The following is a 24,469-nucleotide window of genomic DNA, read 5'->3' as shown; positions in this document are numbered from 1 at the left end:
GAAAACCCTAAACCTTTGATTTTCGACAACATTTAAAATCAGCAGCTCTAATGGCCATTAGGAGCGAATCTAGTCAAGGAAAGTCACAAAATAAACCATTTATTAACCCCTCCCCTAGGCATACACTCTGCCCCAGGCGGACCAACAACAATTAAAACCTTTTATAACATAGCCTTACATATTTAAATCCTGGCACTCGCGCCTAATGACACAATTAATGTAGGGTTATAGGCAGAATAAACTTAACTGATGAGAGACAGCTGTGGTGTTAAAAAACGTGATCTAGGATTTGACATGGTTTGCAATAAAGCTCTGCTTTAAGGAAATTGATGGGATGAGATGGCTCTCCAGAGAGTAAGAGCGAGCAAATTCTAGTAATAAAGCTGAGCATTTGTGGTTTTTACGGCATCAAACTCGCCAGTTCTAGCTAGCCTCGCAATGAGTCATGTATTGTTTGCGCCATGTCCAAACTTATCCCCGGCACTTTCGCAAGTTCAACCACACTTGCGCCCTTCACTTCTTGAATTCCACCTAAAAATTGCAGTAAAGCCTTGCGACGTTTTGGTCCGACACCCGCAATGGATTCTAATGTCGAAGTGTTGCGCGTCTTCTGACGTTTATTTCTGTGGCCTGTGATGGCAAAACGGTGAGACTCGTCACGAATGTGCTGTATCAAGTGCAAAGCACCTGAATCTGCAGCGATAGAGAAAGATAGCTCGTTTTCACCATAGATTAGTGTTTCTAGACCCGGCTTTCTCCCCTCTCCTTTAGCAATACCAATAAGCAAGGGAGCGGTATCTATATTGGCAAATTTTTCATCTACGATTTTTTGTGCAATTCGTAACTGACCCAAACCACCGTCGATAAATAAAATATCCGGGATCTTGCCAGTTTTATCTATTTTATCAAATCGTCTAGTGATCGCTTGCTTCATGGCTGCATAATCATCACCCGGCGTGATCCCATTGATGTTGTAACGGCGATAGTCAGCCTTATTCGGCCCCTCTCGATTAAACACAACACAGGAAGCCACGGTACTCTCTCCCATTGTGTGGCTAATATCGAAACATTCCATCCGCTGTATCCGTGTAGTCATCTCCAAAGCCTCTTCTAATAATAAGAAGCGCTGTTCGACCGTATTCTTATGAGACAATCGGGTATTCACTGCATTAGTCGCATTGGTAACGGCTAAGCGTAAAAAATTAGCTCTCTCACTCCGCACACTCGTTTTTATTTCTACCTTTTTATCAAGCGCAGCTTGAATTGCCTCCTCTAATTGAGGCAAGTCATCGAAGCTGTGACTCAATAATATCTCTTTAGGTAGCGTCCTTTGGCTATCGCCATTGAGGTAAAACTGGATCATGAAGGAACTAAATATCTCATCCATATCGGTTTGAGCGGGAACACTTGGATAATAACTTCGACTACCGAATATTTTACCATTTCGAATAAAGAGTAGATGGAAACACGCCACACCCGATGCATAATAGGCACCAATCACATCCATGTCGCCAGTGCTACTCAACACTTCCTGCTGCTCAGCCACTCTTCGTAATGCAGTTATCTGATCTCTATAGCTGGCCGCTTTTTCATATTCAAGGGATTGAGCACAAGTCTCCATTTTCGAAACCAGTTCAATCATCACCTGTTGGTTTTTGCCCTTAAGAAATAAACTCGCCAATTTGACTTGAGCTTCATACTCCTCACTAGTGACTTTATCTACACAAGGGGCACTGCAGCGACCTATCTGATATTGTAAACAGGGACGAGAGCGAGATTTATAATAAAGATCGTCACATTGTCTGATAGGAAATATCTTTTGCATCAAATGCAAACTTTCTCTGACAGCCCCCCCATTTGGATAAGGACCAAAATAGGTCCCCTTATCCCTCTTAGGCCCACGATGATAGGCAAGCCTTGGATGCTTGTGGTTACTGAGTAAAATGTACGGATAGGATTTATCATCTCGGAGTAACACGTTATATCTAGGCATATACTGCTTGATATAATCATTTTCCAGAAGCAGTGCATCGGTCTCACTATGGGTCACAGTGACATCTATACTATTGATGTGAGACACCAAGGCTTTGGTTTTTATATGGACAAGGTTTTTACGAAAATAGGAAGTCAGGCGTTTCTTAAGATCTTTGGCCTTACCCACGTAGATGACGACATCATCTGCGTCGTACATACGATAAACACCTGGCGATGAAGATACACTTTTTAGAAAGAGTGCTGAATCAAACTGTACTGGCATAGGTAGAATGGCTAAAGTTATTTACGCTAAAGGATCGCGACAGTTTTTTACTCATGACTAAAGAATTTCTGACGCTATGTCTAACATTAGTCATGCTAAACGGCTAAAACTGCCCTGCATCTAGCATTTTATAACGGATCGCAAGGCGTGTCAGCTCAACATCACCACCGATCCCCAATTTTGCAAATAAACGATAGCGGTAACTGTTGACTGTCTTGGGACTCAAATTGAGTTGCACAGCTATCTCACTGACTTTTTCACCATTGGTGATCATCATCATGATCTGTAACTCACGCTCTGACAGTGATTGAAATGGATTTTCATCATTGGAGTTAAATTGACTGAGAGCCATCTGCTGGGCAATTTCAGGGGAAAGGTATCTTTGCCCGTGTGCCACTTGTCTAATAGCCTGTAACACCTCAGGTGGTGTCGCACCTTTAGTGAGATAGCCTGACGCACCGGCCTGCATCACCTTAGTCGGAAATGGATCTTCTGTTTGAATCGTTAGCACAATGATTTTGGCATGAGACTGATGACGTAAAATCTTGCGCGTCGCTTCTAATCCACCTATCCCAGGCATGTTCATGTCCATCAGGATCACATCAGCTTCGTTAGTTCGACTCCATTTGACCGCAGTTTCACCGTCACCCGCTTCGCCCACAACTTTAATGCCGCGCTCATCTTCAAGAATACGGCGGATTCCGGTGCGAACTAGCTCATGATCATCGACTAAATATACTGAAATCAATTCAAATTACCTTAGGTGTATCGTGAAGAACCTTAGCTTATTCAGATTCTTATTTAGTGCTAATTTAGCCCATAAACCATTAATAAGAAAGCTCCTTTTTGAATAACCTAGCCGATAAAACCAAAGTAAGCCCTTACATCGAGTGGATAATAACCAAGGCATTGTATTTCTTTATTATTTATTTATTTTATGCCGTAACTCCCCCCATAATTAGTCTCAATAAACCAGCGTTAAACCACTTCCAATAAGACAGGTAAGCAAGCAGCCGATTATAAGCAGCCTAATAAGGGAGAACAAGAATCATAGGTCGGATCTATCGCTATACAAACTCATGTAAACCCAGAAAGTCTCCAGGGTCAGTTTTGTACTTACAGCGGCTCAAGCATATTCAACGTTTAAATCACTAGAGCAATACATAATTTGACCCATAGATGGCAGCTGGCAAGTGGCAGCTGCCAGGTCGCAAGAACCTCGAAAAATCACACCATGGAAGTACGACATAATCTGAAACGAAAAAGCCCGCTACCTTTCGATAACGGGCTTCGTCTGACACTTGTTCGAGACAAATACATAGAGATAGGAATTCCCCCCTTAATTAAAGAGCTATAAACCCAAACTTCTTATAAAGAAAGCTATAACGAAAAAGCCCCAACATTTCTGCTGGTGCTTCATCTGACTCTTTGTTTGAAACGAATGCACTGAGATAGCTGATTTTAAAACAAGAGGAAGCCTACATTGATACGCTATAAACCCGTGACTCAAAAAATATATATTTATGAACGAAAAAAGCCCCAACATTTCTGCTGGGGCTTCATCTGAATGTGGCAAAGAGATAGCTGACTTTAAACAAGAGGAACCCCAGGGTTCATCTTCCTATCAGGTAATTTCTTTCCTAAACGAAAAAAGGCTACTCTTTCGAGTAGCCTTTCGTCTTGAATGTGGCAAAGAGATAAGGATTTGAACCCTACACTGATACGCTATAAACCCGTGGCTCAAAAAATATATATTTATGAACGAAAAAGCCCGTTATCTTTCGATAACGGGCTTCATCTGAATGTGGCGAGAGATAGCTGACTTTAAACAAGAGGAACCAAGGGTTCACATTACTATCGAAACTATCATTTTCTTTAACGAAAAAAGGCTACTCTTTCGAGTAGCCTTTCGTCTTGAATGTGGCGGAGAGATAGGGATTTGAACCCTAGATGGGCTATAAACCCATGCCGGTTTTCAAGACCGGTGCATTCGACCACTCTGCCATCTCTCCGAACGCAGCGAATACTATAAGTAACTAAGAACGAAGTAAACTCTTTTTTTTAAGATTAAGTTCAACTGACTATCTAACACTCAATTTTGAGAATTAAGACACCAGTTAGCCCAGACATAGGCTTAAATTGAGAAGTTTTGCCTAAGATTCAAAGAAAAAACATGAAATCATGTCTAGCAAGGTCGAGTTTCAATGGTTCGACTCGACATAGGGGTCTGTCAGAGCGATAAGAATATGGGCAACAGAACTCATGTGCTAACATATCGCCAATCACTATTCTGATTTCTATATTTAAAGTAGCCAATGTCTCTATGAATCCAAACGTCATTCCAGTGTCATCATTAACGCCTCAGCATAACCTCCCTGCTCTCTCTACGCTAAAAAATGAAAAGAAAAGTCTTCTTTTAGGTCAAGAGAGAGTCGTTGACGCTTTCACTCTTTTGACTAAAACAGCACACCAGCATATGTATCTGGCAGATTTGGCTGGTATAGATAGAGAAGCATTCATAGACGCATTAGTCAGTGCCCAAGACGATAGAGCTTGTCAGCTACTCATAGGTTCAAATGACAATAATAAACCCAGTTTTCAGTGGATAGATGAACAAGACTTTAACAAGACTGATGAGAAGAAGCCGGTCATTTTCAGCCATAAAAGGCAAAGCTACGCTTACCTATCGGGCAATATCAAACGTAGCGATTTGATCGGTAGAATATTAAGTAGCGGTGACCACACCTTAGATACAAATAACCTTGATAAGGTCCAATATCAAGCCGGTGCATTGGCGCAATGCCACACCGTCTTTATCTGCGCCGATTCTCTCTGGAAACGTGAAGGCATGTGGGAGCTACTCCTGACTATCTTGGCGGCTAAAACCTATCAAATCCATTCTCAACTTCCTCATGTACCACTTAATTGTAAAATCGTACTCGTAGGTTCAAGTACGCTATATAGTATCTGCTGGACAGAAGAGAGACAGTTTTCTACTCACTTCCCTCTACTGGGAGAAATGAACTACGAACTGGATTTAACCAGTCACAGCGAAGCAGAATATGGCAACTGGTTAGCCTCTGTGGCAGCGCTCAATAAAGTGTCTCTATCTCAATCAGCCTTAGCCCCCCTGTTTCAGTACAGTGCCCGATTGGCCGATCATCAGCGACGTCTAAGCTTATTATCATCTCAAATAGGCCAGCTTTTATCCCAGGCTATCGCATATAGTGGTGACTCTGAAGTATCGGCAACTAACTTAGCCTACGCATTAACGCGTTATCAGCTCCGCCATAATGCCTCTGAGACACTATCGGCACANAACTTCGATGATAAATTTATAAACTTACCCACAGGAGGGGAAAGGGGTGGCCAAATCAACGGACTCCCTGTACTCGAGACTGTGGAATACGCCTACGGAGAGCCTGCACGCATTACCGCTTCAGTTCATTATGGCGATGGAGAAGTTGCCGACATAGAAAGAAAATCTGAACTAGGAGGAAATATTCATGCGAAGGGGATGATGATCTTATCTTCTTGCTTATATCGCATCTTCGGTAAAGATGCCCCACTCCACTTAAATGCCAATATAGTATTCGAGCAATCCTATCAAGAGATCGATGGAGACAGCGCATCCCTTGCAGAATATTGCAGTTTGATATCAGCCATTACAGAGAAGCCGATTAATCAAAGCATTGCGGCAACTGGCGCCATAGACCAATTCGGTCAAGTACAAGCCATAGGGGGCGTCAATGAGAAGATTGAAGGCTTCTTTAACTTATGTGAACGTCGTGGACTCACAGGCAATCAAGGGGTCATAATCCCAAGATCCAACACCCAACAACTCAACCTTTCAACTAAACTCGTCGCAGCAATTGAGGCTGGTCAGTTTAGTCTATTTCAAATAGAACATATCGATGAAGCCGTCGAGCTTCTCATGAAGGTCACTGCGGGTGTTGCCGATGAGAATAATGATTTCCCAAAAGGTTCACTCTATGGCATGGTCCAGAGCCGATTGGCAAATTTAGCGGGCTATACTGATGAAGAAAGTACGTTTTTTGAGAAGTTGCTCCGAAAAATGAAGTTTTTTAGCTGATCGGAGTTGTTTAGCGTACACGTGTTCGCTAATCTGGGCACCTCATATTGTTGGAGTAAAGTAAATCAATGAGTAATGCAAACAGTTTCAGTAAAGAAGAACTTATCGCCTGTGGTCATGCTGAGTTATTTGGTAAAGACTCACCTCGTCTGCCCATAGACAATATGTTGATGATCGATCGCATCGTCAAGATAAATGCCGATGGTGGTGAATTCGGAAAAGGTGAGATTGTTGCTGAGTTGGATATCGACCCCAAATTATGGTTTTTCGGCTGTCATTTCGAAAATGACCCAGTTATGCCCGGTTGCCTAGGTCTAGATGCTATGTGGCAACTAGTTGGTTTCTTCCTTGGATGGGAAGGCGCCGAAGGTAAAGGACGAGCTCTGGGAGTGGGAGAGGTTAAATTCACCGGCCAAGTGCTTCCCGATGCTAAGAAGATCACCTATAAACTGACGATCAAGCGTAAAGTTTACCGTAAACTTACCATGGGTATTGCTGATGCCACCATGGAAGTCGATGGACGAGAGATCTACAGCGCTAAAGATTTAAAAGTCGGCATCTTCACGGATACCAGCAATTTCTAGACTAAATTCTATACCAGTAATCTAGCGCTACAGGTATAAAAATGCCCTCTTCGGCTACAGTTTTCTGTGACTAGGAGGGCAAAATGCTGCGTTACTTATTAAATAAGCCTGTTACTCGACCATCTACGCCTTCGCGCCATCCCCCTAACCATTGTGACTTAGAATCAAGTGTCGAGTACGGACATTTCTCCTTTGAGCGACCACCAACTCCGGCTTGAAATCCTTTCGAAAAAGCTCTATCTAAACGATCTCTTTTTTGTCTCTTCATGCAAGCATCCTCTGTTTTACATACAAAGAAGCAATAGCTTCACTTGATAGAAATAGATCTTTTTCGACTCAAGATCAATCAAAATTTAACCAATTTGAGTGGGTATTTTTTAAGCTGTTGAGTTTTTTGAACAAAAAAAATCGAGGCAATTGCCTCGATTTTTCTATGAACTTATTCTACCAGAGTCAGTATTAGCTATAACAAGCACTCACCTTAGCTAATTAGCATCTAGTTTCGGCCTATTTAACCGAATAACGACGACGGAACCAAAGTAAAGGTAGAGCAAATAACCAGGCAAAACTGGCTGCGCCTTTACGTTCATAATCGTCAGGTTCTTCATTACCATCGGTACAATCATTGGCCTTAAGCCAGTCATCACTCGCTTCGGCTCCGTTGGTTTTTAACACCAACATGCGAGGCAAGTATGAAGTCAATGGATCGCCATTTCCGTTCACTTCAAAAACAGGCAGACCATTGTCACCTATGACCAAATTACCTTTAGAATCGAACTTATACTGAGGTTTACGCACAGATACAGTGCCGACAATTAGCCCCTCTTCATTGATGCTGTTAGCTTCAACCACCACAAGGTCTTCATTGTAGACTAGCTTCTTCCCGGTACCATCTATGACTTCGACTGTTTTACGGACCCACTTGTCATCAACCTTCTTGAAGCCCTTAGACTCACAAGTTAATAGCTGGTTGAGGTTTCTAAAGTCATTGGTATTCTTATCAAACAGGAAACCAGCCTTAGGACGCGGCTTCTCTTTATCATGGGTGGTTTCGATATAACCGACTACCTGGCCCTTATTGTTGATATCTTTTGGCTTACTGCTTAGGTCTGAGATTCCAGTGCTGCTACTAAAATCATAAGGAGTAACTAGGTCACCAGTGCCATTAGTATCAAAGTAGAAAAATTTATCTCTTTCATATCCTTGTAGATACTGTTTATAGCTGCCGACTAATATACCGTTATCGTTAATATCAAAGGCGATCGACTGACGTCGGTCATCTATCATAGGAACCCAGTTGTACTCATAGTCCCCAGTAGCTTCATTCTTAGTCCAGTATGCCGCATCGTAGGCCAGTTTATCTTTATTCCCCTTGCGATAAACATGAGAACGTCCAACAACTGTACCTTGGGTATTAGCACTAAAACCTTGAGCAGTATAAATAGTCGTAGAGCTTGAACTTGGAGTTAAGCCTAATGGTAACTCAGTCCCAGAAGCAACAGCTGTCCCTTCTGCATTTAACTGCCACACATAACCGCGCACCTGATAATTTATGTATGAACGGTCATAACTATCGTAGGGGAACTGTAAATTCTGCACACAGACATCGACTGGATAGCTTGTACCTGTAATACAGCCATTTATACGATCTTTCGCATTCTTAGATAACTCTGTGCCAACGAAACCGACAACAAGCCCATTAGCGTTCACTTTAGCCGCGACAGAATATCCACCCACATTGACAGCTGGCGTACCATCACCTTTGTCATATTCGGTGAGCGGCGGCACTAAAGCAGTCTCTATACCATCGGCATTTTTAACAAAACCGCGCTCTTCGAAATCTCTGTAGTACCAGAACTCTTGATCAGGTGTACTGCCAGTATAAGGCGCTGTTTGTTCTGGCGCCGTCATGGCTCCCACTTTAACACCTGCATCATTTATCGCGTAAAAGTATGCATCAACTGAATTGATCGTACTTGGAACGACTGGATCCGTTAAACTCGGATCCGTAGTTCCATTAACGCTGTCAAATGTCGGTAACCAAGGCTTAGAGGCTTGGTCATTTTCTTCAGCAGTAAAAGTAAAGTTATTGGCCTTAATTGGTGTATTAATGGAAAGTACGATTCTCTCTTCTGGCGCGATGCCATCTTCGATATCGATAACGCCATCATCATCCTCGGATACACTGAGGTACTTCTTACCTTTTGCTAGGCCCACAGCTTCGCCATTGGCATTAACCGCCATACCATAGCCACTGCGTGTACCTTTGAGTGTGCCGATTAATTCAGCGCCGTCAGCCTGACTATAAATTTCGTCTAGGTTTTTAATTTCATACACAGGTGCAGCATTGGCACCTTGCAAAACACTAATTACACCGACTGCAACTAATGATAGTGCTTTATCCATTTTCAACTTCATTAACGCTATTCCCATACTATTTCTAGTTTTAATTTTGTATTACTTGAGCGACTCTAACTCTTCCCATCGCTCGAAGCACACTTCCAACTCTTTCTCTTTGTTGGTTAATTGGCCGAGTTGGAGATTAATTTTATCTTGATCTTGAGCATAAAAATCTGATCCACCAACTGTCTCTTGCAAAGCTTTAACTTCCGTTTCTAGTTGCTCCATTTTAGCTGGTAGCCCTTCGAGTTCACGCTGAAGTTTATAAGATAACTTTTTTTCAACTTTTGGTTTCTCGGCTAGTTTTACCTCTTTAGCCTCAACCTTCTGAGTTTGGACACTCTTAGTATCCTTAGGTTCCTCAGAATAAAATTTAGCACCTTGAGACACGGCATCTTCATAGCCACCAACATATTCACTCCAACCACCATTACCGGTGAACCACCAGCTACTGGTCACAGTGTTATCGATAAAGGCTCTATCGTGACTCACTAAGAGAAGTGTCCCAGGATAATCACTTAACAGAGACTCTAACAATTCCAAGGTCTCAATATCGAGATCGTTGGTTGGCTCATCGAGTATAATCAAGTTAGCTGGTTTTAAAAGCAGACGTGCCAGCAATAACCGATTTTTCTCTCCACCTGAAAGTGCTTTTACTGGTGTTCTTGCTCTCATAGGAGAGAAGAGGAAATCTTGCAGATAGCTCAAAATATGACGGTCTTGACCGTTAATTGTGACGGTTTTCTTACCTTCACCTACGTTCTCTTCAACCGTCTTTTCAGGATCCAGCGCTTCTCTGTATTGGTCGAAATATGCAATTTCGAGCTTAGTACCAACCTTTACAGAACCCGATTGGGCTTCAAGCTGACCAATTAAGAGTTTGACTAAGGTCGATTTACCACAACCATTAGGACCAATAAGCGCGATCCTGTCTCCGCGCATCACAGCCGAAGTAAAGTCCTTCACCAGATTTTTATCTGGCAAGTTGTAATTCAGATTTTCGATATCGAAAACAAGCTTACCGGAGCGGTCGGTATCGGCCACTGCCATTTTAGCGCCGCCTTGTCGATTGAGGCGCGCCATACGTTCGACTCGCAAAGCCTTTAATGCACGAACACGACCTTCATTACGTGTACGTCTGGCCTTAACACCTTGACGGATCCAAGTTTCCTCTTCCGCAAGCCGCTTATCAAACAATGCATTTTGCTCGGCTTCGACGCGCAGCCACTCGGCTTTTCCGTCGAGATATACTTGATAGCTGCCGGGCCAAGAGGTAATAACACCACGATCGAGATCCACGATACGGGTCGCCATACGCTGAATAAATCCCCTATCGTGACTGATAAATACGATGGCGCCTTTGTAACTTAACAAAAACTGCTCTAACCACTCGATAGTGTCGATATCCAGATGGTTGGTGGGCTCATCGAGTAATAGCAGGTCCGGCTCACTCACCAAGGCTCTGGCCAAGGCGACTTTACGTTGCCAACCACCCGACAACTCATTCAAGGAACTATCGGGATCTAGACCCAATAGTTCACAATTTTGATTGATTCGACTATCTAATTGCCAGCCATTTAGGTGATCTATGTCATCCTGAAGTCGCTCCATCTGCTTCAGCATGCGATCCATCTGTTCAGGATCTGCTGTGCCTAAATCATGGGCCAGCTGATGATAACGTTCCAGCTTCTCACCCACGTCTTTGAGACCGGCAGAAATATAGGAATAGACTGAACCTTGCTCGGCTTTAGGTGGATCTTGCTGTAGACGACTCACCTTAACGTTGCTGGCGATATTAAATTCGCCCTCATCGAGCAGAACATCACCGCTCAACACTTTCATTAGGCTGGACTTACCGGCACCATTTCGGCCAACGATACAAACACGCTCACCGGGTTCAATAGTAAAATCAGCTTTTTGTAATAGTGGGGTGTAACCATAGGCTAGAGAGCCACTATTAATACGAACAAGACTCAATTTATGCTCCTAAAAATTTCTTTAATACATCTTCATCAAATGGCCAATTCAGCTCATTTTGAGAATCTATCTGTTTTAGCACAGGAATACGAATACCATATTGTTCAGCGAGCTTTTCATCATCACAGATGTCTGTTTTTATGTATGAGATACCAGACATAGTTATCAGCTGCTCGGCTAACTCACACAGATGACAGGCATCTGTGTGAAACAAAATATAGGTCTTACTCGGCATGTGTTAGCAACCAAGTATTATGGATTTGTGGATTACGCTTAAAGTCCATAGGTAAGGTTTGATCATCGATATTTTTTACCTTGATACCCACAGCTTCGAGGGCTTCTATCTCCATTTTAAACTTTCGCTTATTATTGGAGAAGATGATCTCACCGCCTGGCCTAAGTATCTTAATTACATCAGTCAGCAAAGCGACATGATCACGCAGTACATCGAAAGAGTCTTCCATACGCTTCGAGTTTGAGAACGTCGGCGGATCGATAAAGATAAAGTCGTAGGTATCATGGGTACGTTTTATCCAGGTTAAACAGTTCGCCTGAACAAACGAATACTTTTTGTCGTTTAACCCATTTAACGCGAAGTTCTCTTTCGCCCAGCTAATATAGGTATTAGACATATCAATAGTCGTAACCGTTTTAGCCCCACCCAGTGCTGCATGCACTGAAGCCGTGCCCGTATAGGCAAACAGATTGAGGACATCGCGATTGTTAGACTTTTCACCCACGAGTTTACGGGTCAGACGATGATCGAGGAACAGACCAGTATCGAGATACTCTTTAAGATTTAGCTTAAATTTGGCATCATATTCAGTAGTGATAAGCTCAAGCTTAGACGTTGAAAGTTTCTCATACTGATTAGTGCCTTTTTGGCGCTCACGCTTCTTTAAGATGATATTTTTAGGATCGATACCAATCGCGCTAGGTAAAGCGATAAGCACATCGGTCAAGCGACGCTTGGTCACCGACTCGGGAATATCCATTGGCGCGGTATACTCTTGGATAACGACATAATCCAGATATTTATCGACGGCAACCTTGTAATCGGGTAAATCAGCATCATAGATACGATAGCTGTCGATCCCTTCTTTCTTAGCCCACTTCTTAAGTTGCTTATAATTCTTCTTTATACGATTAGCGAAAGGCACGGCGATATCGCTAACATCCCCTTCAATCTTGATATTCTCTGGGTCAACACGGCGAGTATTCTCGGCATGAACAGTATAGAGATTGAATGCACAATCCAATGGACCGTTACTCATCTTCATCTGTTTATCGGCTTTAAGCTTTAAAGCAGATAACAGCTCTTTATCACTGTTTAACATGGCTATTTTCCAGCCACCAAATTCAGACTTAAACCTATCGCCCAGCTGATAATAGAGCTGAAGCAGCTCAGTAACAGTACCAAGACGCTCACCGTAGGGAGGGTTACTGATAAGGTAACCCGATGCTTCCGGCGCTTTAACCTCTAAGACATCGCTAACATTAAATTCGATTAAGTCACTAACACCAGCATTCTCTGCATTTTGTTTAGCTATAGAGACAAGATGAGGCTCTATATCTGAGCCATAGAACTTAGTGGTACAGCGTGTTATGCCAATAGAGGCTCTAGCACGTGCCTCATTGAGCAATTCTTGCCAATGTTTATCATTATGTCTTAGCCAGTGCTCAAAACCAAAGCGCTCACGATGAAGACCCGGCGCAATGTCACAGGCCATCATGGCAGCTTCAATCAAGATAGTTCCACTACCACAAAAAGGATCAAGCAGTGAAACGGGCTCTTTCTTCCAGCCACTACGAACCAGCATGTTGGCGGCAAGGTTCTCTTTTAAAGGGGCCTCACCTGTGGTGGAGCGATAACCACGCTTATGCAAAGCAGGTCCGGAGAAGTTCAAACCTATGGTGATCTCTCCACGACGATAGTGTGCATCGATTCGAAAATCTGCCTCGTGGCGGGAAACATCAGGTCTTGAAAAATCATCGTCGCGAAAACGATCGACTATGGCATCTTTTATCTTAAGTGCACCGTACATGGTGTTATTAATGAAACCACCTTGACCATGAAAATCGATGCTAAATGTGCTGCGATTAGAAAACTGCATCTGCCAATCTATACCGTAAGCTGCATTATAGAGCTGCTCGGGTGACTCACAGGGTCCTTTATGTATAACGAAAATGATTCGACTCGCCAAACGTGACCAAAGCGTAATTCGATAACCTAGTTCGAGAGATGCGGTAAAGTAGACACCAGCAACACTTTCTTTAATGTCAGAGGCACCGAGCTCAGCTAACTCCAGCGATAACGCATATTCATAGCCCCTAGGAGCCGCAGCAAAAAAATTTAACATCGTATAGATAGACACACAGTAAAAATTAATCAGACATTATACCTTGATGAGCACTGAAATGATAAAAAGTTATTCGCACCTGAGAGATTATTCCCGTTCTTACCCTATGTTTTGCACAAAGACCGCACTTTTATGCCAACAAGTATATGAAGTCGACCGATTCAGAGTTACGTTTGACAAACAAATTCAAGGGAAAACAGAATGAAATGAGACAGAAATCAGAGGGGGATCAGAGGGGAATCAGAATGAAATGAGGGGATATGATAAGCCAGTTTAACCTTATTCTAGTCGGTATAAGACAGTGAGTAACTCAGAGTTATTTTCAGCAAACTAACTCAAGGGAAATCAGAACGAAATAAGCAAGAAATGAGAGGACATGATACGCCGTTTTGACCTTCTTCCTGTCCATATAAGCATGCAACCGATTCAGAGTTAAAGCTCTTCTGGTGTGCAAACAAACAAAACTGAATCACTGAGATGGGAACTGAACAAGATGGATAATGAAATAGGACCGGACAAGCAAATTAAGCCGCGACAATCTGTCGATTAACCAAAATTGGATGCAGTCTATCGTGCATAACTTTAATACATTCAAATTGGGCTAATGATTTACTATCACTTAACTGTAGCTTTTCATCCAACAACATCACTAATGAGGCCTGAACACTGGTTTCAACCACTAAAACCTGCGCATTAACCTCTCGGCAAGACAGCTTAAAAATTTTCCCAAGCTCGCTAAATACACACATACTACTGGTAGCGAAAAACCATGATTTAGGCATTTGCGGCTTTAATAAAAAATGGGCTGCTGTGGCATTGAGCGCTAGCTGAACCTTAAAAGCGTCCGCTATGCATGATAAATTAGTCAGCAGTTCCAGAAACTCAATATAGAACTTTGCGTGTTCCACACTGAAATCTAACTCCATCAAAGCATCCGGAATTAACATTTTCATTTTATAAGGGGTCAGAAATTCCATCTCTGAACCTAATGAGATGCTTAACACACTATACGCATCATTATATTTCCATTGCCAATCCCTCTTTGGCATTAGTAACATAACGTTCACCTATCATATTAGAATACAAGTTAATGATAGATTAAATTTCACTCAACAGCAAAAGGATAATTAAATTAAATCAACCTAAATAACAGCATCTTATATCGATCAAGCGCGATCAAACCGAGATCGCGCGATCATTAAAAGATCATTAAAAGATCATTAATAGATCTTTTAATTAACGAACTCGATATGCATTGACTATGTCTTTGACGAGTTCAGGTCCCTGATAAATAAAGCCTGAGAATATTTGTACCATACTTGCACCAGCATCGAATTTATCCAGTGCATCAGATGCAGAGTTAATCCCACCGACACCTATGATCGGCAGCTCACCTTTAAGACATTCAGAAAGCTGTTTTATTACAGATGTTGACAATGAATTCAGAGGCTTACCACTTAGACCACCGGCTTCATTTGCATTTAAAAGCCCGCTAACACCATCACGGATTAGGGTAGTGTTGGTCGCAATGGCACCATCAAATTTGTTGCGTATGAGCGAATCTGCAATTTTTTCAATCTCATCAGAGGTTAAATCTGGTGCGATTTTTAATGCCAGTGGGACATACTTACCATGCTTCTGTGCGAGATCTTTCTGCTTATCTTTAAGTGATCTCAATAGATCATCAAGCAGATCGCCATACTGCAAGCTTCTCAATCCAGGTGTATTAGGAGAAGAGATATTGACAGTAATATAGGCCGCATACTGGTACACCTTCTCCATACAGATAAGATAATCATCCTTGCCCTGCTCTACCGGAGTATCTTTATTCTTACCTATGTTGACACCTACTAACGCACCTGACTTTACTTGTTTCAGGTTGGCAATAAGATTATCGACTCCCTTATTGTTAAAACCCATTCTATTGATGATGGCTTTCGCAGGTTTTAATCTAAATAGCCTGGGCTGGTCATTGCCAGACTGAGGCTTAGGAGTCACTGTGCCCACTTCGATATGACCAAAACCCATGGCATGAAAACCATCGATACATTCACCATCTTTGTCCATACCAGCGGCTAAACCAACTGGATTGGGGAATGTAATCCCCATAAACTCAACTGGTGCAGGTTTAAACGTCTGGGCGTAGAAACAATCTAACGGGCTATTCGCCGTGGATTTAAGGCTGCTGAGTGCAAAATTATGTGCTCTCTCAGGATCCATCTGGAACATGACTTTCTGAGCGATTTTGTAAAACATGCTTTCTCCTAGACCGAAAAAAGCCCCGGCAAATGCCAGGGCTGATTAATATTATTAACTCTTAACCTTCACAATGAAGAATCAAAAGATTTAACTCACGTAAGGCGACAGAGAACTTGGCAAACTCATGGCTTTGCGAAGTTTTAAAGTCTGCGAGCATATGGAACCATCTCTCCAACAAGCCCTGGTTGGAGTCTATCCATTGATTAATTATGGTATCAGCATCACAAGTCGAGGTACATGATCTTAATACCACGGAACTCAGTGAACGCTGTTGCCAATCTAACTCTTCTCTAAATGCCGCTCTGGCAAGTGCTTGCCAGTGGTTAGCGACCGGTTGCTCACTGATCTGTTCGAGGAACCAATGTAGATCGACACGTGCACCTAACTTGAAATAGGTCTGAGCGACCAATGAAATAGGCTTCTTTTCTAACTCTGCTATTTGAGCAATATCCAGTGCAGAAAATAGCGTACTCATGTTAACCACATTTGTCGCTATAGGTTCATCGACACCCTCTTTCACCAGTGCAGCAATTTCCGAACGTATGCCCTCAGCTTCAGACTCGACCATATAGCCGTGAACATTGGCTTTTAAATCGGCGAAAACAGGACTGAAAAATGCAACAGACTGCTCAATACTGTGACTACGATTACGATGACGTAGGAACCAACGACAAGCTCGACGAATATTACGGCGTAATTGATGCAACATCTCACCTTGCACTACCGCTGGGATAATACCGTTGAGTGAAGTGATCTCTGTCGTTAAATCTGCTAGACCAAATATTTCACGCGCCATAGTATAACAAATCGCGGCTTCGGCGACTGAGGCACCTGTCTCATCCTGCATACGTTGAACGAAGTTAAGACCAAGATCATTAACCAGTTCATTTGCCAATGAAGTTGCGATAATTTCCCCGCGCAGAGGATGAGCAGCCATACGATCGCTGTACTTCTCTTGTAATTGTCGAGGGAAATAAGCAATCAATAATTGACTCAAGAAAGGGTCTTCGGTGATTTCTGGTGTCAATAACTGCTCTTTCAATACCATTTTAGCGTATGCAACCAGCACAGATAATTCAGGACGAGTTAACGGCTTACCATTGGCTAAGCGTTCGGCCAGCTCATCTTCCGAAGGTAAGAACTCAAGACCTCTATCTAGCTTGCCATCTTTTTCCAGATGATGAATGAAGCGGATCTGCTCTTTAAGCTGCTCAGCTCCACGAACCTGAGTCACAGAGATAGTCCTGGTTTGATCGTTACAATCTTGAAGGACAATACGCCCCACTTCATCGGTCATCTCAACTAAGAGACGATTACGTTGCTTAAGCGTCATCTCACCATCGGCAACTAAGGCATTGAGTAAGATCTTAATATTCACTTCATTATCGGAACAATCGACACCGCCCACGTTATCAACGAAATCGGTGTTAATGCGTCCACCTTGGGTGGCATACTCAATTCGACCAAGCTGAGTACAACCTAAGTTACCGCCTTCACCTATGATCCTTGCGTTAACTTCATCACCATTGACACGCAATGTGTCATTGGCTCTATCACCCACTTCTGCGTGAGTTTCAGTCGATGCCTTCACATACGTGCCGATACCACCATTCCAGATAAGATCGACATTCATCTTCAGCAGCTCTTTAAGTAGCTCTGTCGGTGTCATCGTCGTCTTCTTGGTATCTAACATCTGCTTCATCTCTGCAGACAGAGGGATCTTCTTAGCCGAGCGAAGGAAGATTCCGCCGCCTTTAGAGATCAGTTCCTTGTTGTAATCATCCCAACTAGAACGAGGCAGTTCGAATAAGCGAGCACGTTCCTTATAACTGGATGGTGCATCTGGGTTTGGATCGATGAAGATATGCAGATGGTTGAAAGCTGCAACAAGACGGATATGTTCCGAGAGCAACATACCATTGCCAAATACATCTCCCGCCATATCACCAATGGCTAAACAGGTGAAATCTGTTGTTTGACAATCGATACCAATTTCGCGGAAATGACGCTTAACAGACTCCCAAGCACCACGAGCCGTGATACCCATCTTCTTATGATCGTAGCCATTGCTACCGCCAGAGGCGAATGCGTCACCTAACCAGAAGTTGTACTCCTCAGAGATACTGTTAGCGATATCAGAGAAAGTCGCCGTACCTTTATCCGCAGCAACAACCAGATATGGGTCATCATCATCATGACGGACAACATTCTTTGGCGGAATAACCTCACCTTCAATGATGTTATCAGAGATGTCGAGCAGACCACGAATGAAGATTCGATAACATGCTTGGCCTTCCGAGAAGAAGGCTTCGCGGCCACCATCGGTTGGTAGCTGCTTACAAACGAATCCACCTTTCGCTCCAACGGGAACAATCACGGTATTTTTAACTTGTTGCGCTTTAACTAAGCCCAGCACTTCTGTTCTGAAATCTTCACGTCGGTCAGACCAACGCAAGCCACCACGGGCCACTTTCCCGCCCCTAAGATGTACGCCTTCTACTCTTGGTGAGTAAACAAATATCTCAAATTTAGGTAGTGGACGTGGCATCTCCGGAATCTCTTCCGGCGAAAATTTAAATGATAAATAAGGTTTATTAGCACCATCATCGGCAACTTGATAGAAGTTAGTTCTTAGAGTGGCATTAATAAGATCCAAATAACGACGAATGATTCTGTCATCATCTAAGCTAGATACATCATCTAAACGTAGATCTATCTGTTCAACGAACTTGCCTAAAGTACGAGTCTTAAGTTTAGGGTTAAACTTACGAATGAACATCTTAACCAGCAAATCGGCGAGCTGAGGGTAGCGGGTAAACGTCTCTTCGATATACGCTTGGCTGAAAGTCGCATCAATTTGACGCATATATTTAGCATAAGCACGCAGTATAGAGACTTCACGGCCGGTAAGACCCGTAGCCAAGACCAAACGGTTAAAGCCATCATCTTCAAGCTGCTTTTTCCAGACTTGAGAAAGCGCGTCCTGGAATCTGTCTTGACTCTCTGCAACATTCTCAGTGGTAGAACCCCGAACTGTCATCAGAAAGTCTAAGATCCAATAAGTATCACCAACTGAGGTTTTTATCTCATAGGGACGCTCATTGATCACCCTAAGACCAAAGTTTTCCAGCATGGGCAAGACATCTGAAAGATGGATCGGCTCATCCTTGTGGAACAGCTTCAAGCGTACTTTACTGTTATTTAATGCCGTTTCCTGGGGGAGATAAAACAGCATCCCAAGTTTATGAGCATCATCCAAGGCTTCCAGTTGCAAAATATCTACAACGGCTGAACTGGGTAAGACCTCTTCTTGATAACTGCGTGGAAAAGCGGTGACATAACGCTTCATTAGACTCGTGCCTGACTCTTCTCCACGAGCACTACAGAGGGAATCATTAAGCTTATCTTCCCAAGAACGAGCAGCTTCGGTTAAATTATTTTCAATGGCGGCCACATCTACATCCATAGTATTGCTGTCGACTTTCACTATATAGTGAGTACGCGCAAGGGTTGATTCAGAAAAATAGGTCGTAAACTCAACCTGGGCATTGCTATTAAAATGCTGGGCTAATATACGTTGAGTATCTTCACGTAACTTAGTGTTGTATCTGTCTTTAGACACATACACTAGACAAGAGAAGAAGCGTCCGAAGCCATCTTTACGCACGAACAACTTTAACTTGTCCCTGTCTTGCATCTCGAGTACGCCATGGGCGACATAAGCTAGCTCTTCGACATTACACTGTATCAGTTCATCTCTGGGCAAGGTCTCGAGTATGTGCATCAAGGCTTTATAATCATGAGAGCGAGGTGTTAATCCAGAGCGGTCGAGAACGCGCTGCACTTTTTCGGCCAATAATGGGATCTCTCGTGGGCTGCGGTTATACAGATTTGAGGCATAAAGGCCTAAGAATCTATCTTCCCCAATCACATTACCTTGCTTATCGAAACGTTTAACACCGACATAATCCACATAAGCTGGACGATGAACTCGACTTTTTTCGCTGCTCTTAGTCAACAGGAGTAAGCTATGATCTAGGGCTTCTTTGCGGGCACTTTCCGAAAAATTGGACAATAATAATCCAGTACCAGGCTGAGGTTTACCCTTAATGGTCATCAAGCCCAGGCTTGATGACGTATCAGGAATAAGATCTAGATCGCCTTCCACTTTTCGCAAATCATAACGACGATAGCCTAACAGGGTAAAGTGATGATTATTCAGATAGTTAAGAAAGTCAGTAGCCTCTTTAAGCTCTTGTTTATCACCCGGATATGGGCGTATACCAAGATCTTTAATGGTTTCATCAAGCTTAACGGACATAGCAGCCCAGTCATTGACTGAGGCAGCAACATCGCCGAGTACAGATGCTATTTCTTTTTCTATCTGCTTAATATCATCTTTACTACTGAGCCGGCCGATCTCAATCAGGAATACGGCAACTTTTTCCAGTTTCCCTTTGCCATTGTCGTCACCATAGATGACTTGAGTGATCGCATCTTTGCTGCGCTTAATCGACAAGGGTGTATGCAACATCATATGGGTAGTGATGCCGATACGATTTAGCGCCATGCCCACAGAGTCCACTAAGAATGGCATATCAGGTTGAATGATTTCTATGATGGAATGTGTTGATTGCCAACCATGTTTGGACTGACTGGGATTAAAGACTCGAATATGCGACTCGCCTTTCGCGGTCATATTCGCGGCATTCCACAGACTTAATACGGCACCATAAAGATCACTGTCATTACGGGACTTAAGATCGTCTTTAGACATGTGTGCATACAAACAGGTAGCAAACTGCTCAACCTGTTTTACTTGTGTAGTAGGTACTTTAGAATGAATAAGATTGACTACGTTTTCGAGTAGTACTGAAGGCATTGCATCTTTCAAGGCCATGTTGCTGTTTCCTTTAAGGGTCTATGGCAGCGCTTTTATAATTTTTTGGATGCTTGTTACAAATGATAGATCAAAATAGTGTGATCTATGTCATGCGCGAAGTTTATTACTAAAGCTGCCACATTTCGAGAAGTATTTTAGTGGTAGATCCTCCTTAAAATCAGTTACAGCAATATTTAGACCCGAAAAATGAGAAATCAATCGGCATTACAGCGTAACTATGCATTTCTTAAGCAATAAAAAGGGAGCCTAAGCTCCCAGTTTACTTATACCGCTCTGGGTTTTCGCCAGATAACCGCCCCTATGGCCGGTAAAATAATTATGGCCCCTAACATATTTACTAAAAACATAAATGTCAGCAGTATTCCCATATCCATTTGAAACTTAAGCTCAGAGAAGAACCAGGTGCTAACACCGATAGCTAATGTGAGCCCGGTAAAAATAACCGCACTGCCCCGCTCAACTAAGGCCTCGTAATACGCCTGTTGCACCGGCATCCCCTCTCTTAATCTCCCTGCCATCGTAGAAAGGATATAGATACCATAGTCGACACCAATCCCGACCCCTAGGGCTATCACAGGTAAAGTACTTACAGCCAAACCTATATCCAGTTGTGTCATCAAGGCCTGAGCCAATGTAGACACCACATATAATGGCAAGATGACAGATATTGTGGCTTTTAGAGATCTAAAACTGATCAGACAAAGGAAGAATACGGCCCCATAGACATATAACATCATAGGTAATTGAGCCTCAGCCACAGCTTCGTTCGTCGCAGCCATGACGCCAACGGGTCCAGATGCGAGTCGATACTGCACCTTGTCGTTATTCATAGTCGCAGATAATGCTTTCACTTTATCGATGACAACTTCTATGGTCTCAGCCTTGTGATCGGTTAAGAAAAGGTAAATAGGCATGACGGAACAATCACTATTGAGCAATCCGGAGCTTGTCGGTACGCGCCCAACTGCCTGTACCAGGCTAGCAGTGGTTCTAGGTAAAATCTGCCATTTAGGATTACCTTCATTGAAACCGGCATTTACTCGCTTAGCAACCGATGCCAAACTGGCTGTGGTCTCCACCCCCGGAGTGTTACGCATTAACCATTCAAATTCATCTATCTGTGTTAGCACAGAATGATAAGTACAAGCTTCAGGGAAGGCTTCGACGATAATCGTCATCACATCTGTGGTGATTGAGAACTTATCTGTGATGTAAAACGTATCCTGATTATAGCGAGAATCAAGATGCAGTGCGGGTGCCCCGCCCTGTAAGTCGCCTACTTTCATTTGGTTAGCTTGCTGTAAACCTATGGCATATAACGCCGTTGTAGCCACTAACACCCAGATAGCATATTTTGTCGTCGCAAATCGAGACAAGAACTCCCAGATTCGATTGGTACGCTCAATTGAGGCGTCACCGGATTTCACCGCCAATACTTGGGTATAGGAGATGATGAGTGGCAATAGGATCAGATTAGTTAATATGATCACAGCCACCCCCAGAGAGGCTGAGATAGCCAGCTCTCTGATGATACCGATATCTATGGATAGCAAGGTTAAGAACCCTACTGTATCGGACAGGAGCGCGATGCCCCCTGGGATCAATAAACTTCTAAAAGCAAGTGCTGCAGCTGCCTTAGTCGTTTCCCCTTCGAGCACTCGACGCCGTACGGCATTGATCATCTGCACACTGTGACTCACCCCAATGGCAAACACTAAGAATGGGATCAGAATCGACATAGGGTCTAGCCCAAATCCCACTACAGTCAATAAGCCCAACTGCCAGATCACCGCGATTAAACTACAGGTTAAGGGCAATAAGGTAAGAATAAATGACTTGGAGAAGAGGTAAACCATGATAGCTGTGACGACAATCGCGATCAGGAAGAAGAGCATGACGCCCTTAGCCCCATCGGCCACATCCCCTGCCATCTTGGCAAAGCCTATGATATGGATTTTTATATGGTCATTTTCATATTTTGTACGTAGTTCTTTTTCCAGCTGAGCCGCGAACGCTAAGGTGTCCAGTGGTTCTCCCGTTTGGGGATCGAAGTCCATCAACTGAGCCTTGACCATGGCGGCGGAGTAATCTTCAGCAATTAAGCGACCGACTATGCCCGCTTTCTCTATATTATCCCTTACAACTGCCAGGCCTTCCTCTGTGGTAGAAAAATCTGCCGGAATGACCGGACCGCCAGCAAAACCATCTTCGACTACTTCGGTAAAACGTGTGGAAGGGGAAAATAGGGATTTGACTTGCGCCCTGTCAACACCTGGAATGAAGAAAAGCTGATCATGGACATTCTTTAACGCATCAAAAAAGTTTTCATTGAAAATATCACCACTGGTGTCTTCAACGGCAACCATGATGCTATTGGCACCGCCAAAGTCATTTTGGTGCTTCAAGTAAGTTTTCATGTAGCTGTGGTTTAGCGGAATATTCTTGATAAAGGCCGCATCCATTTTCAGATTACTGGCCTGAAATGCCAAGAAAATGGTGGTCAGGATAAACAGCAAGATGACGAAGGCCCGTCGCCTGAACAAAAAGGATTCTAATCCATTAACTATTTTTTCTAACATCATAAAGATCCTATTATTGTTGTTTGAAGAGGCCTTTGGTACCTGCTATCCAGGTATGACCTTGGGGATCTTGAGCTATCGACACTAAATTCTCACCTTGGCGCTGCTCAATAAGCTGGCTTTTACCCGCTAATGTGACATCGATAACCACACCGGCATTACCCACCAGACGAAGCTTGCCGTCTTTTTTTACCATGACGCCATTGATGGTAGAGGTCACAGGTAATGAGATTTCGATCCAGTTTGTCATACTGGCATCAGTCTTAAAAACATGTCCCCTTAAGCCCATAACAAATAATGTATCTTTAACATAAACAGCGTTGAACATTGAGCCTTCATAGATGAAGTCTAGCTTCTGCCAGTTGCGCCCTTGATCATTGGAGACTGCCACCAACCCTAGCTCTCCCACCATGACTAATTGACCATCTATGGTCGAAATAACTCGGTTAAAGTGTGGCAGTAAGGTGCTTCTCTCACTCAAATAGAGCGCTTCGTCCTCGGCCTTTAATTCGGCCAAATAATCGACATCCTCTTCGAATAATAATTCTTGATGATACTCACTTTTCCAGCTTTCTCCTCCATCGCTGGTGCGATAAAACAGCCCATAAGCACCGACGGCGATGCCATTTAGTTCATCGAAAAAATGGATATCCAATAGGGGTTTTTCAATTTCCTTGGACTCCATCTGTAACTGCCAGGTTTCTCCCCCATCTCGAGTGTGTATTATGGTCGCGTCATGGCCAACGGCCCACCCGAGCTGTGGGGTGATTAAGAATGCCTTGGTGAGATGGGCGCGGGTAGGACTCGATACCTGCTGCCACTGAGGGCTTGCCTGCTCATCAAAAATAAATACATGACCACGCTCGCCAACGGCCAGAACCGTGTCTCCATTAGTCGCAATATCGAGAATAATCGAATCAATGGCTAAAGCTTGTATTTGACCTTTGACATAGGAGGGATCAATTTCCAGCGCACTCGGCTGAAAAGAAATAATTAAAAACAGACAGATAGATACTGATCGAAGCATGCTAAACAACATACAGACTTCCTTAAAGAA

Annotated in this window: 14 protein-coding genes and 1 tRNA gene; 2 read left to right on the top strand and 13 right to left on the bottom strand. The window is 43.2% G+C overall.

Features of this window, described 5'->3' with window-relative positions; translation table 11 throughout:
* Positions 1 to 427: 427 nt before the first annotated feature.
* The 3 genes from uvrC to SVI_RS08800 form a co-directional block, all read right to left on the bottom strand.
* Positions 428 to 2,257 (bottom strand): excinuclease ABC subunit UvrC, encoded by a 1,830-nt coding sequence (gene uvrC, locus SVI_RS08810; protein ID WP_013051144.1) that lies wholly within the window; start codon positions 2,255 to 2,257, stop codon positions 428 to 430.
* 103 nt (positions 2,258 to 2,360) lie between these two features.
* Positions 2,361 to 3,005 carry a UvrY/SirA/GacA family response regulator transcription factor gene (uvrY, locus tag SVI_RS08805; protein WP_013051143.1) on the bottom strand — a complete coding sequence of 215 codons (645 nt, stop codon included), beginning with the start codon at positions 3,003 to 3,005 and terminating at the stop codon, positions 2,361 to 2,363.
* A gap of 1,173 nt (positions 3,006 to 4,178) precedes the next feature.
* Positions 4,179 to 4,269 (bottom strand) — tRNA-Ser (locus tag SVI_RS08800).
* 311 nt (positions 4,270 to 4,580) lie between these two features.
* On the opposite strand from SVI_RS08800, the gene SVI_RS08795 reads away from it, so the two are divergent.
* Entirely contained in the window at positions 4,581 to 6,350 is a 1,770-nt protein-coding gene (locus tag SVI_RS08795) for a S16 family serine protease (protein WP_013051142.1), read from the top strand.
* A 68-nt stretch (positions 6,351 to 6,418) separates the two neighbouring features.
* Entirely contained in the window at positions 6,419 to 6,934 is a 516-nt protein-coding gene (gene fabA, locus SVI_RS08790) for a bifunctional 3-hydroxydecanoyl-ACP dehydratase/trans-2-decenoyl-ACP isomerase (RefSeq protein WP_013051141.1), read from the top strand.
* A gap of 91 nt (positions 6,935 to 7,025) precedes the next feature.
* Here fabA and rmf read toward each other — a convergent pair whose 3' ends face one another.
* From rmf to SVI_RS08745, 10 genes are all read right to left on the bottom strand, one after another.
* Positions 7,026 to 7,202: a ribosome modulation factor gene (rmf, locus tag SVI_RS21060; protein WP_013051140.1), complete on the bottom strand. Its 177-nt coding sequence runs from the start codon at positions 7,200 to 7,202 to the stop codon at positions 7,026 to 7,028.
* Between the two features lie 239 nt (positions 7,203 to 7,441).
* Entirely contained in the window at positions 7,442 to 9,352 is a 1,911-nt protein-coding gene (locus SVI_RS08785) for a DUF3466 family protein (protein WP_041419817.1), read from the bottom strand.
* Positions 9,353 to 9,391: 39 nt separating this feature from the next.
* Positions 9,392 to 11,311 (bottom strand): ABC transporter ATP-binding protein, encoded by a 1,920-nt coding sequence (locus SVI_RS08780; protein WP_013051138.1) that lies wholly within the window; start codon positions 11,309 to 11,311, stop codon positions 9,392 to 9,394.
* Position 11,312: 1 nt separating this feature from the next.
* Positions 11,313 to 11,546 carry a glutaredoxin family protein gene (locus tag SVI_RS08775; RefSeq protein WP_013051137.1) on the bottom strand — a complete coding sequence of 78 codons (234 nt, stop codon included), beginning with the start codon at positions 11,544 to 11,546 and terminating at the stop codon, positions 11,313 to 11,315.
* Positions 11,536 to 13,671 carry a bifunctional 23S rRNA (guanine(2069)-N(7))-methyltransferase RlmK/23S rRNA (guanine(2445)-N(2))-methyltransferase RlmL gene (gene rlmKL, locus SVI_RS08770; protein WP_013051136.1) on the bottom strand — a complete coding sequence of 712 codons (2,136 nt, stop codon included), beginning with the start codon at positions 13,669 to 13,671 and terminating at the stop codon, positions 11,536 to 11,538. The genes SVI_RS08775 and rlmKL overlap by 11 nt, the downstream gene beginning before the upstream one ends.
* 524 nt (positions 13,672 to 14,195) lie before the next feature.
* Positions 14,196 to 14,729, bottom strand: coding sequence for a cell division protein ZapC (locus SVI_RS08765; RefSeq protein WP_013051135.1), 534 nt, complete (start codon positions 14,727 to 14,729; stop codon positions 14,196 to 14,198).
* A gap of 178 nt (positions 14,730 to 14,907) precedes the next feature.
* Positions 14,908 to 15,927: a quinone-dependent dihydroorotate dehydrogenase gene (gene pyrD / locus SVI_RS08760; RefSeq protein ID WP_013051134.1), complete on the bottom strand. Its 1,020-nt coding sequence runs from the start codon at positions 15,925 to 15,927 to the stop codon at positions 14,908 to 14,910.
* Between the two features lie 61 nt (positions 15,928 to 15,988).
* Complete coding sequence (locus SVI_RS08755) at positions 15,989 to 20,830, bottom strand: NAD-glutamate dehydrogenase (protein WP_013051133.1); 4,842 nt, start codon at positions 20,828 to 20,830, stop codon at positions 15,989 to 15,991.
* A gap of 266 nt (positions 20,831 to 21,096) precedes the next feature.
* Positions 21,097 to 23,412 carry an efflux RND transporter permease subunit gene (locus SVI_RS08750; protein ID WP_041419816.1) on the bottom strand — a complete coding sequence of 772 codons (2,316 nt, stop codon included), beginning with the start codon at positions 23,410 to 23,412 and terminating at the stop codon, positions 21,097 to 21,099.
* Between the two features lie 13 nt (positions 23,413 to 23,425).
* A complete protein-coding gene (locus SVI_RS08745; protein WP_013051131.1) occupies positions 23,426 to 24,451 on the bottom strand; it encodes a WD40/YVTN/BNR-like repeat-containing protein in 1,026 nt (341 codons plus the stop codon).
* Positions 24,452 to 24,469: the final 18 nt, after the last annotated feature.

The organism is Shewanella violacea DSS12 (genome assembly GCF_000091325.1).
Classification (GTDB): Bacteria; Pseudomonadota; Gammaproteobacteria; order Enterobacterales; family Shewanellaceae; genus Shewanella; species Shewanella violacea.
Note: the sequence above shows the minus strand (reverse complement) of the source record. Positions and strands in the feature narration are given on the sequence as shown.